The organism is Variovorax sp. P5_A3, from assembly GCF_056400665.1.
This window is the reverse complement of sequence record NZ_JBFUKW010000035.1, coordinates 14,740-28,826: the sequence shown is the minus strand read 5'-3', so window position 1 is coordinate 28,826 and position 14,087 is coordinate 14,740. Positions and strand designations below refer to the sequence as shown.

General features: G+C 59.6%; 12 protein-coding genes. 8 read left to right on the top strand and 4 right to left on the bottom strand.

The window, feature by feature from the left end; genetic code table 11:
• The first annotated feature begins 11 nt into the window (after positions 1–11).
• Both AC1D3B_RS32590 and AC1D3B_RS32585 read left to right on the top strand, forming a co-directional pair.
• A complete protein-coding gene (locus tag AC1D3B_RS32590) occupies positions 12–1,679 on the top strand; it encodes a hypothetical protein (protein ID WP_478194813.1) in 1,668 nt (555 codons plus the stop codon).
• A gap of 165 nt (positions 1,680–1,844) precedes the next feature.
• A complete protein-coding gene (locus AC1D3B_RS32585) occupies positions 1,845–2,363 on the top strand; it encodes a hypothetical protein (RefSeq protein ID WP_478194812.1) in 519 nt (172 codons plus the stop codon).
• An 819-nt stretch (positions 2,364–3,182) separates the two neighbouring features.
• On the opposite strand, the gene AC1D3B_RS32580 is transcribed toward AC1D3B_RS32585, so the two are convergent.
• Complete coding sequence (locus AC1D3B_RS32580) at positions 3,183–3,677, bottom strand: lytic transglycosylase domain-containing protein (protein ID WP_478194811.1); 495 nt, start codon at positions 3,675–3,677, stop codon at positions 3,183–3,185.
• Positions 3,678–3,872: 195 nt separating this feature from the next.
• Here AC1D3B_RS32580 and AC1D3B_RS32575 point away from each other — a divergent pair, with 195 nt between their 5' ends.
• The 6 genes from AC1D3B_RS32575 to AC1D3B_RS32550 all read left to right on the top strand — a co-directional run bounded on the left by AC1D3B_RS32575 (position 3,873) and on the right by AC1D3B_RS32550 (position 10,904).
• The gene (locus tag AC1D3B_RS32575; RefSeq protein WP_478194810.1) at positions 3,873–4,598 is read left to right on the top strand and encodes a VirB8/TrbF family protein; all 726 of its coding nucleotides are present in this window, start codon (positions 3,873–3,875) and stop codon (positions 4,596–4,598) included.
• Positions 4,595–5,404, top strand: coding sequence for a TrbG/VirB9 family P-type conjugative transfer protein (locus tag AC1D3B_RS32570; RefSeq protein WP_478194809.1), 810 nt, complete (start codon positions 4,595–4,597; stop codon positions 5,402–5,404). The genes AC1D3B_RS32575 and AC1D3B_RS32570 overlap by 4 nt, the downstream gene beginning before the upstream one ends.
• On the top strand, positions 5,401–6,660 hold the full coding sequence (gene virB10, locus AC1D3B_RS32565) for a type IV secretion system protein VirB10 (RefSeq protein ID WP_478194808.1): 1,260 nt from the start codon (positions 5,401–5,403) through the stop codon (positions 6,658–6,660). The genes AC1D3B_RS32570 and virB10 overlap by 4 nt, the downstream gene beginning before the upstream one ends.
• A complete protein-coding gene (virB11, locus tag AC1D3B_RS32560) occupies positions 6,657–7,700 on the top strand; it encodes a P-type DNA transfer ATPase VirB11 (protein WP_478194807.1) in 1,044 nt (347 codons plus the stop codon). The genes virB10 and virB11 overlap by 4 nt, the downstream gene beginning before the upstream one ends.
• Positions 7,697–9,637, top strand: coding sequence for a type IV secretory system conjugative DNA transfer family protein (locus tag AC1D3B_RS32555; RefSeq protein WP_478194806.1), 1,941 nt, complete (start codon positions 7,697–7,699; stop codon positions 9,635–9,637). Before virB11 ends, AC1D3B_RS32555 begins: the two co-directional genes overlap by 4 nt.
• Positions 9,638–9,794: 157 nt before the next feature.
• Positions 9,795–10,904: a KfrB domain-containing protein gene (locus AC1D3B_RS32550; protein ID WP_478194805.1), complete on the top strand. Its 1,110-nt coding sequence runs from the start codon at positions 9,795–9,797 to the stop codon at positions 10,902–10,904.
• A gap of 245 nt (positions 10,905–11,149) precedes the next feature.
• On the opposite strand, the gene AC1D3B_RS32545 is transcribed toward AC1D3B_RS32550, so the two are convergent.
• The 3 genes from AC1D3B_RS32545 to AC1D3B_RS32535 all read right to left on the bottom strand — a co-directional run bounded on the left by AC1D3B_RS32545 (position 11,150) and on the right by AC1D3B_RS32535 (position 14,075).
• Positions 11,150–11,464, bottom strand: coding sequence for a hypothetical protein (locus AC1D3B_RS32545; protein ID WP_478194804.1), 315 nt, complete (start codon positions 11,462–11,464; stop codon positions 11,150–11,152).
• 11 nt (positions 11,465–11,475) lie between these two features.
• A complete protein-coding gene (locus tag AC1D3B_RS32540) occupies positions 11,476–12,003 on the bottom strand; it encodes a PH domain-containing protein (protein WP_478194803.1) in 528 nt (175 codons plus the stop codon).
• Positions 12,004–13,037: 1,034 nt separating this feature from the next.
• Complete coding sequence (locus AC1D3B_RS32535) at positions 13,038–14,075, bottom strand: replication initiator protein A (protein WP_478194802.1); 1,038 nt, start codon at positions 14,073–14,075, stop codon at positions 13,038–13,040.
• Positions 14,076–14,087: the final 12 nt, after the last annotated feature.

The following is a 14,087-nucleotide window of genomic DNA, read 5'->3' as shown; positions in this document are numbered from 1 at the left end:
TGACCAAGCACATGCGAACCCATCACAAACGTTCAAGCCACGCGTCGCAGACGGGATTTTCCCTCCTGTCGGTGCTTCTCGCGCTCGTCATCGGCTCGATCATTGCTGCGGGTCAGATTGAGGCGCAGCAGCTTCAGCAGAAAGTCACAGCAGGCAGGCTGCAAGGCGACATCCTGAACCTCATCAAGGACGCCGCCAATAACTACACCATGGAGGCCTACCCGGCACTGCAGCTCGACCAGCCAGTGACGAAAGGTGGGGTGACGATGACCCCTGGCAGCACCGATGGGCAAGCACGCGCTCCAACGATTGCAAACCTCATCGCGATGGGCTACCTGCCTGCAGGCACGAGTAGCACGGCGCAGCTCAATGGTGGAACGTATCGCGTCCGTCTTGAGAAAGTGCCGGCAGCGTGCGTAGGGGTCGCGTGCGACATCACGGGGGTTGTCTACATCGACCAGCCGATTCGGCAACCTGGTACGACCAGCATCGCCGGGGTGCAGATCGGCTCCCTGATCGACGCCGTTGGTGGGGATGTGGTCGTCTCCCTGAACACCAACCCGTCGACGATGGTGGGAATCAACGGAGTGACGGCAACCAACCCCGTTGCCGGGACGCCTGATGGCGTCGTCGGCGCGCGCGTCGGGTTCGGGGCGAGCGGCTTCGGTCGCTTCTTGGTCCTCAATGATCCGCGCAACCCGAACTTCCAAGGCAATGTCTCGATCGCGCAAAACCTCTCGGTTGGAGGATCGTCGACCTTCACTGGTGACGTCAGCGTGAACAACTGTGTGCGCCTTCAGGCAGACGGGAAGGGCGGTTTCAACTGCTTGGATCCAAACGATCTTCCAGCCGGTTTCGCAGGCGGGGTTCGCGCGATCGACGTGGTGACCAGCGGCACTGTGCTCGCATCCGACGCACCAGCATCGTTCGCCGGCAACAACACCAACTACGCCCTTTTGTCGAAGGGCGCTGCTGGCGTTGAAGCGATGGTGAAAACGTCGGGCAAAGTGGCCGGCGATCGGCTCATCCCTACAGGTGCCTATGCGCCTGGCTCGGCATGTGCCGACGCCGGGGCGCTGGCCCGCTCTACAGCCTCCGCGACTGGTGGTGTTCTGGTTGTGTGTTCCGGGACATTCTGGACGCCGCTGAGCACCATTACTACCGCAGGCGGAGCGTGCCCCGTGAATGGGCAAGGCGCCGTTGATCCACAAGGCAAGCAGCTTTACTGCTTTAACGGCATCTGGAACTACATGACCGACTTCCTGCCACCGGCAACGGTCGGTGGAGCGTGCGCTGTTCCTGGCGCTATCGGCTACACGATCGTTTCCGTGGGCGGCGGGTCGAGTGCGCTGGTGTGCAGAGCAAATCCATCCGGCGGCGCGGCGCGCTGGTTCAGGATTCAGGACATCACGACAAACCTGGTGTTCGTCACCGCGTACGAAGTCACGCACGGTTCCGTCGTCGCGAAGCCGGCCTGCGCGTTCGCGCCTGGTCAGTCCGTAACGCCGATCGCGCAACTCATCCCTAAAGTCGAATCGAGTTCAGATAGCGGTTTCTCTCGATTCGTGATCGACAACGGCGGAAGCTGGACCGTCCAACTGACAAACGGCGCGGGTGCCGCGCTCTCAGCGAGCCCAGCTGCGAGCGCGGTCATGCAGGTGCTCTGCTACTACGCGTGAGCAAGCATCCCCTCGCGCAGCTTGCTGGCATGTGACATCGACGTCGGGGAGGTATGGACGACTACCTTTAAGATATAGGTTGTCGTTACGGTTGTCCTCAAGGGTTGCCGTTTCATCCCAAGCCCAGATCGGGCGTGTGTGTACTCCAAGGAGAGAGAGGAAGTTATGAAACCCATCGGATGTCTGGCACTTTTGGCCTTCTTAACCATGGCGGCGGGTGTCACCGCCCAGACGATTCCAGCCAGCTCGGCCGACTCGGGGCGGCGAGCTGTGATTGCTGTTGACCAAGCGACGATCAACAACAACATCAACAATGCCTGGAACTATGCAAACTCGGCGTACAGCACGGCAACTTGGGCCGTGAGTATTGGGCAAGGTGCACAAGGCACTGCGGACGACGCAAAAGCGCGCGCCATCGCCGCTCAGACGCAAGGCGGAGGCCTCGCATCTCCGGTCATGAATAGCAACACTCGCGGCGCCATCGGCGTAGCCTCAGAAACGTTCGCATGCATCTGGGGATACGGCGGTGGGCGCACTCAAATTCAGGTGTACAACGATCAGGTGTACCTGTTCAACTGCCCGGCCGGGAGCGCCATCGCGGTATTCAGTTCGTGGACACCGACCGCCGACAACAACGGCGGTGATGGCGGCAGCGGCGGCGGTGGTGGTGGCGGCGGCGGTTAAACCGGCAATAAAAAGGCCCTCGCAGAGGGCCTTTTTTACATTCGGGTCAAGCCACGGTCATAAGGATCTGGCACCCACGAGTCGCCGTTCTTGGTTTCGACGCGGCCTCCAGTCCCATCGTTCCGAATCACATAGCGTCGCACACCACACCCCCTCATTCGTGGCTGCGCGGTAATGAACGTGTACGTCTCATCAGTCGTCACCGAGGCCGCAACCGTGCCCTGCGCGCAGGGCGCAGGATAGACGACGGTCAAGCGAAAGGAGTAGTCGCCCGGACGCCCTGACAGTTGAGCGGTGCCTGCCGGAAATTCTTCGCCGCTCAGGACGTCGAACACCCGATAGCGCCAGGTCCGAGTGCTCGAAGTTGTCGAAGTACCCAAAACAGAATCGCCGACAGGAGGGATGGACGGTGCACTTGCACAGCCCGCCAAGAGCGAAGCTGCGGCCAATACACATGTGCTCAGCGCCGAGAATATGAGATTGCGATTCATGGTTCGACTCCCTTTTTTAGCTTCTTGCTTAGTTGTCCTTTAGGTTGCATTATAGGATACATCGGCAGGATTGACAACATGTTTATGTTGTCATCCCACGCCTCCATCCATCGCACGGAGAGGAGGCTCACCAGCTCGCTTGGAAACATGGCTTCAGACGCAGGCCAACACACAACCTGCCAAACGCGAGGAAAGCAGGGACCCGGGCGACGGCACGGGGGCGCCAGCCCGGGGACTGGGGCAGCGCCCCTGCCTGGGAGGCGTCAGCAAACGCGGGCGGGGACCGTCCACAACAAAAGACTTCCTGGTTGGACCAGCTGCACTGCGGCTAGGGAACAGCCTTCCAACGCTGTAGCACTGCGTAAATCTGGTTCGCGTAGCGGTCACGGTGAACCGGCGTCTTTGAATGGTAGGTGCCCACGGCGAACCATGTGTTGCCGTAGGCCCTGACCTGCTTGGCCAGGTGCCAAGCAGCCACGTAGGTGTTCACGCATCCATCCAAGAGCTGAGCGGGCGCAATACCGTAGCGGGCAAGCTCGGGGAAGTGGATCGAATTCAGACCGCCAAGGCCAACATCGACAGAGCCGTTTGTGTTGCGAAGCACGATAGACGGATTGCCTCGCGACTCGTGAAAGATGATCGCTCTGAGAAGCATCGGATTGACGCCGTGGAATGCTGCGGCCTCTTCAACGCACGGCACCACAATAGGTGCGTTGGCGGGCTTCTTGACGCCCTGCGCACTGGCGCTCGGGCTGTGTGCGACGAGCAAGGATGTTGTGAGCAGCGCCGCCCCAAGGGTGCGCTGCGAGGAAGCTTTGAACATGGACAGCATGGTTTCCAGGGCCTGAAATCGGCCAGCCGATCGGCTGTCAGTGCGCGCAAGACTAAACGCAAGTGACAACCTAAAAGTCATCCTATACTACACCTTTGTATGCAGCTGTCAAAGTGGCATTTCGCATGCGAAATGCCGTGTGACTGGGTTGTGACGTACGTCAGTGCAAGCAAGGGGAGTAGTGCAATGTTCGACAAGGCCAAGGCCTCAACGGGATCCGATTCGGTGCTGAAGCACCGGGATAAGCAGCTCACGGACTTGAGCTGGGAAGCAGACGTGGTGCTCAACGCTCGCAAATCCAAGGCGATCGCATGGCGGATTGCGGGTGCCGCTGCTGCGGTGGGCCTGGTTCAGGCCGCAGCGCTGGTCATGCTGGTCCCCCTCCATAGCGTCGTGCCAGTGGTCGTCATGGTCGACAAACTGACCGGCGAAGCTCAGGTGGTCCCCTCGGGCCAAGAATATGTGACCACGAGCAACCTGTCCGACAAACACTGGATTCAAAACTTCCTGGTCGCGCGTGAGCGATATGTGTATCGCTTCATCCAGTTCGACTACGACACCGTCAAGAAGCTCGCAGGCAATCAGACATGGTCGAACTACACCCCTCTTTTCGAAGGGAACGAAGCACTCGATAGAAAGCTGAAGGACGACGTCGAGATCATCCCGACCGTGCTCAGCATCACGCTCACCGGAAACGGCATGGCGACAGTGCGGTACGAGCTGAAGACCAAGGACTACCGGACAACGGCGCCGCCGGTCGTCACTCGGCGTGTGGCCACGCTCCGCTACGAGTACCAAGCGCGCAACCTCACCCTTGAAAAAGACGCCATCGCGAACCCTCTGGGGTTCACGGTCACTGCGTATCAGACGGATCCGGAGCTGGGCGGCGATGCGAAAGAGGTGAAGCGGTGAAGCGGACGGCAGCCGCCGCGTTTTGCGCGATGCTGCTAGCGCCCCTGGCGGGCGCACAGCAGTACAGCGCGATCTATGACGACTCTACGCGCGTCCGACGCGTGGAATACAAGGACAGTCTAGTCCTCAAAGCCGTCGGCTACGCCGACCATCCAATCGTGCTTGAACTGGATCCGAAAGAACCCATCGAGGATGCGGCGGGCGGGAAGATTGCTGGCTGGGAAATTTCCAAGCTGGGTTCGAGGTTCTTCGCGAGGCCGCTGGACGGCGCGCGCTATGCAACCACACTTATCGCCACGAAAACACGCACGTATGTCCTCGACCTGGTGCCTGGCAGCTCGAAGACGATTCCCACTGACTTTGTCTCGAAGATTGTCGTGACCTATCCCGTGGAAAAGGACCTTGGCGAGGCTGCCGCGAGCAAGCAGATGAAGGACGCGGCTACGCCGCTGGACGAAGCGCTCAAGGGCCCCCGCAACGATCACTACTCGCTCGAAGCGGTCTCAGAGAGCGTCGATATCCGGCCGCGGGAGGTCTTCGATGATGGGCGGTTCACATATTTCGCCTTCCCTGACAACCTGCCCATCCCGGCGATCTACAAGAGCACGCCGGGCTCGAAGGAGGAGTGGCTAGTGAACAGTCATCGCGATGGCGATTTCATCGTCGTCCACGGTGTCGGCGCATCTTGGAATCTGAGGCTTTCTGGCTCTCTGCTTGGCGTCTTCAACGACGCGTACGACGCTGCAGGAGTTGCGCCCGTTGACGGCACGACGATCGGCGGCATGAAGAGGGAGATGCGCAAATGAGTACGCACGCAGACAACGAACCTCAGGCGTTCGAGGCTCAACCGGAAGCCGAAAGCGTGGTGCAGGTCGAACGACCATTTCGAGCGGAAGTGGCGAAGCGTAAGAACACAAGGCAGCTGGTCGGCGGCCTGATGCTCGTTTTCAGTCTCATCGCCCTGATGGCTGCGGGCAGCTTCGTCGTGAAGCAATACCGCGCCAAGTATGCGGAGGAAAAGGCGACTAAAGAGAAGGTAGACCGAGAAAAAATGGCCGCGACGCGGCAGGGGAGGGACTTCAATGTCGATGACCGTCCAGCGCAGGATGAAGCCGAGCCACTCTCACTCCCACAGCCGGCGCCGCTGCCGTCGACCAAGAATCCGAATGCGGCCGGTGGGCCGTTGCCTTCTGGCTTCGCCCCTCCGACCAATGGCGCGCCTGTGCCTTCGGCCGCACTTCCCGAAGGACAACTGCAAGGGCCAGCACCGGCAAATCAGCCTCCGCCGGCGCCCCCGTCGATGATGATGGGCGGCCCGCCAGATCCGGCATTGGCAATGGCCCAAGCAACTGCGCTGGCCGCGCCAAAGGTCGAGGATCGCACTATTCAAGCGATGGCAAGTCAGAAGGCCGGCGGGCAGCCGCCGTCCGCAACTGCCCAGGCCTCGGCCGCGCATCTCGGCGACCGATCGTTTGTCCTCGCGCGCGGCAGCTGGATTCCTTGTGTTCTCGAAACGCAGTTGAACTCGACTGTCGCGGGGAACACGAGCTGCGTCGTGCCTGAGAACGTCTATTCCGACGACGGAAAAGCCCTGTTGGTCGAAAAGGGCTCCCACGCACAGGGCTCCTTCGGCAACACGCTGAAAGTTGGCGATCAGCGTATCGCCGTTCAGTGGGCTCGGATCAAGACGACTCGTGGCGTCGTTATCGACGTCGATTCGCCTGCGACCGACGAGGTCGGGACGACCGGCGCTGGTGGATACGTCGACAACCATTGGCTTGATCGCATCGGTGCTGCCGTGCTGTTGTCCTTCATCGAAGATGGCATGGCTTACGCAGTCGCTCGTCAGCAGAACCTATCGACCGCGTCGGTGGGCGGGGGCGCGAGCGTCTACCTGCCGAACAACACGATCAGTTCAACGCAGCGCCTCTCCGAAAAGGTTCTTGAGGCCACGATCAATATCCCGCCAACCCTTTACAAGAACCGAAGCGATCGAATCATGATTTTCGTGAACCGTGACCTGTGGTTTGACAGCACCTACAAGCTTGTGAAGGCACCATGAACCAGACTGCAGAAATCGTCACGATCGGTCGCACGCTTGAACGCGATACCTCAGTTCAAACCTTTCTTGCTCCCTATCGCGATCTGATCGAGAACGACGACGTCACGGAAATCGCTGTCAACGACAACGGGCGAGTTTGGTATGAATCGAACTCGACCTGGTCGTCGCGTCTTTCGGAACAGGTGGCAGATTCGAACGTCAAAAACCTGGGCACGGCGGTTGCCACTTTCAGCAAGCAGAAATGGGACCGGACGGCACCCCTCTTGAGCGCATCGCTCCCTGACGGGTCTCGCATCCAGCTTGTGCAATCGCCTGCCGTCGAAGACGGGAGAACGTCCTTCACCTTGCGTCGCCCGGCGAAGATCTCGCGAAGCCTTGATGACTTCGCGAAGTCGGGACTGTTCCAACAAGTTCGCGAGATGCAAGGCGTTCTGCTTCCGCACGAACTCCAGCTCAAAGAGCTGCTGAAAAGCAAGAACTACGAGGGCTTTCTGAGGCTTGCCGTCGAATCGCGGATGAATATTGTCGTTTCAGGCGCGACCGGTTCCGGCAAGACGACATTCATGAAGGGCCTGGTGCGCGAAATCCCGAAGAACGAGCGCCTCATCACGATCGAGGACGTGCGCGAGCTGTTCCTGCCGCACGAGAATGCCGTGCATCTGCTCTACAGCAAGGGCTCCCAATCGGCAGCGAACGTGAAGCCTAAGGACCTGCTGGAAAGCTGCCTTCGCATGAAGCCGGATCGGATCCTTCTGGCTGAAGTCCGTGGGGACGAATGCCTCTACTACGTGCGAAATGCCGCCTCTGGGCATCCTGGAAGCATGACGAGTTGCCATGCCGGCACGCCGGCTCTGGCCTTCGAACAGATGGCCATCATGATTCAGGATTCGCCAGGCGGCGCAAACCTCACGTTCGACGTCATCAAACGCCTGCTGACGCTGACGATCGACGTTGTCATCCAGTTCCAGAACGTCGGGGGGGAGCGCTTCATCAGCGAGATCTACTACGAGCCGGATAGAAAACTGAAAGCTATGCTGTGACGAAAACCGGCAAATCCATTGCGGCGCTGGCCGGCGTTCTGGCACTGGCGGGATGCCTCGCGTTCGGGAACTACCTTGCCGGCGTGATCCTGTTCCTCTCCTACAAGGAGAATCCTGAGCGCGCCGAGTTCACTACGATTCAGCAGGCCTGGTACACCGCTGAGACGCCATATGCTGAGAAGAAGGTCAAGGCGAGCGCTGCGATCGCCTTGCTGATTGCGCTTGGCGTTCCCGCCTTCCTTCTTCAAGGGTTTCTCCGCGGCAACAGCCTTTCGCTACACGGCAATGCGCGGTTCGCAAACCGCAAGGACATCGAGAAGGAAGGCCTCGATAGCCCGTCGGGGGTGATCCTGGGTAAGCAGGACGATGGAAGTTTGCTGCGCCTGCCAGGCTATGAGTTCGTGCTGCTGGCCGCCCCAACGCGAACAGGGAAGGGCGTTGGATTCTGCATCCCCAACCTTTTGACATTTCCGGATTCCGTCGTAGTGCTCGACATCAAGGGTGAAAACTACAACTTGACGGGCCAGTTTCGAAGTCAGTACCTCGGCAATGAGGTCTTCTACTTCAACCCGTTCTCCGAGAACACCAGCCGATGGAATCCGCTGTCATACATCTCGGAGGATCCGAACTTTCGTGTCAACGACCTGCAGGCGCTCGCCGCGATCATCTATCCGGCGAATCCGAAGGATCCGTTCTGGGTGGACTCAGCTCGAAACCTTTTCGTCGGTCTTGCGCTGCTGGTGCTGGAGACGCCGCTGCTGCCCAATACGATCGGGGAGATTCTTCGGCAAGGCTCCGGGAAGGGCCAGCAGATGGCCGACTACTTGGCCCATGCGATGAACGTCAGGGCGGCGAGCGGGACGCCTCTTTCGCGCCCGTGCGTGGATGCCTTGAACCGCTTCCTGAACAACCCCGACAACACTCTCAAGAACATCCTTTCGAGCTTCGTTGCGCCCCTAGCTATGTGGGGGAATGCGATCGTCGATAAGGCCACGTCTGCGGACGATTTCGATCTCCGCGATGTGCGGAAGCGCAGGATGGCGATCTACATCCATATTCCGGCCAACGAAGTGCTGCAGGCCGGGTTCATCCTGAACCTCTTCTTCTCCCAGCTCATCAATGAGAACGTGCGCGAGCTGCCGGAGGACAACCCGGATCTGAAGTACCAATGCTTGCTGCTCATGGATGAGTTCACGTCCATGGGAAAGGTTGGAATCATTGCGAAGGGCGTCGGCTACATGGCCGGCTACAACATGCGCTTGTCGATCATCATTCAGGATCGGTCGCAACTGGAGGCGGTCTACGGCAAGGAGGACGCGCACAACATCATCCAGAACATGGGCGCCATGATCGTTTTCACGCCCAGCCAGATCAAGGAGGCCGAGGAGTACTCCAAGCTGATCGGCAATCAGACGGTGCAATCGAACTCTAAGCAACGATCCAACATCGGCGCCTTCAACCCTGGGAATTCCTCGCTCAATGAGACTGAGTCGCCGCATGCTCGTGCGCTGATGCTGCCGCAGGAGATCCTTTCGATGGACAAGAAGCGCGAGCTGGTTGTGCGCGCTGGCATCCCGGTGATCAATGCCGAGAAGATCCAGTACTACGCAGATCCGTTCTTCAACGAGCGGTTCACCGCCGTTCCGATGCGCGAAGTCAGCATCAATGGACAAGTCCGGGCGGTGCCTCAGCCGAGGCCTTTGCCTCGCAACAACTGGCGCGTTTTTCGCCAGGCGGTCGACCGATCGGACTACTACCTGCAGGACGACTTCAGCGACCTCTCGCCGCATCTGATGACCGCGGAAGAAGGATCGATCCTGGATCTGATCAACAACGAGGCGCAGGAAATGCAGCCCGAGCAGCTCGATGCGCTGTGCATGGCGCTCTCTCGGCGCAAGGTCGACGAGTTTGCCGCCATGTTCGAAAGTACACGCTAAGGTTATTTTTAGGTTGCCTTATTAGGTTGTCTTTTGAGTTGACTTAACGGCATAATTCTCCCCATCGATCCGCAACGGTTGTGTCTGCCCCTCCGGGGTGTTTTGAACAGGGAGTTTTATGGCCGAATCTTCAAGTGCGTCACTGAGAACTGGACGCATGGCGGATTGGAGCGCTGGAAGCAGGCGTTACGAAGAGCTTCTTTCCATCGAGCCGAACCGCCTTTCCCCCACGCAAGCAAAAGAGCTTCTCCGAGAAGACCTTGCGTTTCTCCAAACGTTCGACGTCGCCGAGATGCGCGGCATGTATGCGGCTGCGATCGGGGAAATCGCCGCAAGCTTTCCCTCCTACCGTGCCGAGCTGCAGCGGCAGCCCGATTCGGTGATCGCGGAAATCAATGCTGCGTTCGACCTGGAACAGTCGAAATCGAGCATGAAGGAGGACCGCAAGGCGGCCGAGCTCGAGCGCATGGCCGAGCCGTGGACCGTCATCGAATCCGTGCCCGACGCATTCATGCGTGCGAACCATGAAGGCCGCGGCGTCGAGATCAACGAAGACGGCCAGCGAGTCACCTTGCACGGCCTCGCGGAGATCGAACGGTGGTCTCAAGACCATGAGGCCTCAGCCGTCGACAAAGAGCGCCTCGTGTCGCTCGGCATTCAATCAAACCGCGGCCTTTCGGCCGCAGAACCTCAACCAGTCAACATCAGGGAGTCTGAAAAAATGGAAGCAGCAGCGCAACAACCCCAAGCTGAGATCAAGCGCATCGGTGCGAACATGCCGAAGCCTGATTGGCAAATGTCGATAGATCTGTTGAAGGCGCGCGCACCGGACGAACGCGGCAAGGTCTACATCCCGAAGGCCGGCGCCGAATACGGTGGTCAAGTCCTGCTTCTGACGGATTCGCACATCGTTCAGCGTGTCGGCCGCGGTACGGCGATCGCGCACGACCTCAGCAAGTTGGAAAACGGCCGCGCGCTGGCCGGCGACATCGATGCGGGCAAGATCAAGCCAGGCATGCACATGAATGTGCAGTACGACCAGCAGAGCGGGGTTGCGAAGGTGATCCCGTTCAATCAGCAACGCGCCACTGAGATCCACCGGGATCTGTCGGCCTGGGCCGAGAAAAACATAACCAATGTCAAGGGACGTGAAACGTTCCTCAAGCATGTCGCTGCGGCGACGAAGGAGCTTGGTCAGTCGCAGGTCGCACCTCAACGAGCTGCGCCGGCGCCCGCACCTCAGCGCTCTATGCAGCGCGATCGTTGAGCAAGTCGACCCATCAAGAAAAGGCCGCGCTCGCGCGGCTTTTTCTCTGTGCTGCGCCGTGTCCTGGATTGGCCCTCCTGCCTATCGGCGTCTGGCCGGCCTGGATCTTGTGGCCGCTTCTCGGGATTCCCTTTCTCGTCTGGTACGAGCTGGTCGATCGCTACGGCCTTCGTTGACTTGGCAACGCCGAAAAAGATTAAGCGTGTAGTGCGCGCTTGGTCCGGCGATCGACCGCCGTCTTCCTGTCACCGCTTGGAAATCGCAAACTTCGCGGCGAAGTCGCGCACATCGTCCCAGTTGTTAGTGCTCTTCATGACTCTTCTAGCCTCAGTCGTAACCCGCTGACGCAAGGCTTCATCAAGCACGAGGGGATGAGCTGGATCGACCCGCTCCAGTTCACGTAGCAGCAGCAGTTTCATCGCTAGATTGCCGGCGTTGAACTCTTTCAGCTCTACGACAACCTTGCGTGCTCGTACCGCGTCGTCAGCCCGGGCCTCCGCTGCGCGAATCTCGTCCCCAATGCGAGCGGCATCCGCAAAAAATCCGTCAAGTTGGCTCATGTCTCGGGCCCTCAGTTCACTGAAGCTTCGGCCACGCCACGGGCGCGACGAACACGCTGCACATAGTCGGTCAACGAAGCTCGTAGCTCCTCCGGATTCTTCATGCCGACCAGTCGAAGGACGGGATTCGTCTCGTCTCTGGTTTCAAGAACCACGGTGCCGACGCCGGCCAAGCGCTCGAAGAACGACTGATGCAGAGTCACGTTCTGAACTCGGAACACCTCCAGTGAGCCAGTGCTACGGGCCAGGACGCCCCAGGACCAAACGATGCGCTCCCTGTCATCAAAACGATAGGAGAGGCACATGAAGTCCACCCAGCAGTACCCAGCTCGGGAAGCGACCAGTCCGAGAGGGACGGCCAGAAATCCCCAATGCAGATCCCAGGGGAGGGCGACATAGGCCAACACAAAAGCCACAGCCATCAGTGCGTACTTCAGGTAGGCCCCTGCGTTGTAGAACTGCGAAGGCCGAACTTGATCGGGACGCCCCGTGGCGGCTGCGCCTTCCCTGACCGGAACGTATTCGATAACTGCGTTCATTTGATCCCCTTGATCCTTGTTTTCAAGTTGTCTATTAGGTTGCATTTTAAGTTGTTTTCAGTCGTTTGACAACAGCTTTGTGTTGTCACTTCTCTTTCCTCTCCCGAGGCGGGTTATCGGTCGTCCTGGTCGAGAGTTTCAGCCCACGATCTCCGCCATCCGCGCGAAGCGGCCAAACGGCATCGAGGCGCCCACCCCACCAACTCCAGTCCGAACGGGCCTCCAGCGGCTGATTCTGCCCCTTCCTGCACGAATCCGAACCGAAGAGTCAACCCAACAACTGCAAAACAGTAGATGCGGGGGACCCGCGCGACGGCGCGGGGGCGCAGCCCGGGGTCTGGGGCGGAGCCCCTGCCTGGGAAGCGTCAGCAGACGCTGGCGGGGACCGCTTGGGCGTCTCATTCGTGGTGGTCGTGGTGCGTCTCGGCTTTCCTGGTTGGGGTCGTGTTCGTCCCCTCTGGGGACTGGTTGGCGGGTGAGCGCGTCAGCGCGAGGGCCGCAGGCCCTGGGGGATGCCGGGTGGGAGCGCGAAGCGCGGGCGGAGGCCGGAGGCCGGAGGAGCCGGCGGGGGGGAGCGAAGCGGACCCCCAAGAGGCGGTGCGTATCGGCTGTGGTTTAAACGTTAAGAGGTTAAAAGAATATCGTTAAGACGCGCGTGCGTGTTAAGGACTCGGATCGCTTGATTTGGTGCGGGCTGCGGCGTGATCGCCATCCGCGTTAGCCGGAATGGAGCATCCGCGTTCGCCGGTGATTTCCATCTGCGATAGCCGGTTCAGGCATCCGTGATAGCCGGTGTTGTCGATTAAGTTGTGGATAAGGTTTTCAAACATCCGTGATAGCCGGTAGAACATCCGCGATAGCCGGACACTTCGATGTGACCAGCCGCGCTCGCCTAAGCCGCGCTGGCGGGCTGAACTGGCACAAGGGGCCTTCCGCGAAAAGAAATTCAGAGGAGCGGACGCTCACTTTGGCATCCTCGATAGCCGGTAATTTTCATCCGTGATAGCCGGTAGCGAGTCCAACATGCGATTCCTTCAAACATCCGCAATAGCCGGTCCGGCTTGGAGGAGGCTCTCGCGGCGCTTGTTGCGCTTCGCCCTCCACTTTTCCACGTTGTCAGCACGCTCGAGCGTTTCGAACCATTTAAAGGTGCCGGCGCGGACCAGCTCTTTGTGCAGCTTCGCCGGATTGCGCGTGTAGAAAACCACCATGTCGGGACTCGCGTTTGCGTCCAAAGCGATCCTGTACTCAGGCAACGTATCCGCCTCAATAACCTCGCGAATGTCGTCCCGCAACTTGAAGCGCTCACGCGTGGATCCGAGCTTCTGGATCAAGCCGTCAATGTTCTCCTTCCATATCGGCTGGTCGCCACAGTGCTTGCGGGCGATCTCATACAGGCGCCGCTCGATCGACTTGCTGAGCTTGAAGTAGCCGCGGTCGAGCGTCAGTACTTCGAAGTTGACCAGGCCGTTGTACAGCCATTCGCTGATCGTCACCGTGAACTGCAGGACGCGTTGGACGTCCTTCTGGACAACCTTGTGGGTTCGCTCGTCCAAGGTCGGGACTTGGCGGCGCTTCTCCGCAATGATCTTGTAGGAGTCAATCATGGAGAAGCCCTCGATCTGCATCACCCCCCCAGTTGGAATGTTCGTCTCGATTCGCGTGCCGGCGAGGCGGCGCAGCATGTCCAAGATGCGCTCGAAAGATGCGCGGCCATCGCCGCGTGAAGTCCCGACCAAGAAATCCATGCTGTCAACGCGCACGGTTCGCGAGGTCGGAAGGCCTTGGTTGCGGGCCTCGACGATCTGCGAGGCCACGTACAGCAGCAGGTCCTTGTCGAACACCGTGGCTGCGCCGTCAGCGCCCGGGCGAATGGAGACCGTCTTGTTACCGCGCCTGTACTCACGCGTATTGAGGTCCTTCTGCTTGGCTAGGCTGAAAAGCGGGATCTCCATGCTGGCCAAGTCGTCCTTAACTGGCCACGTGGTGATGTCACAGGCGAACAGATCGCTCTGTTCAACCTGGGCGCTTTCAAGAGACTGAGGGTCACCAGCGGATGCGTTCTTAGCCATTCCAAAACTCCA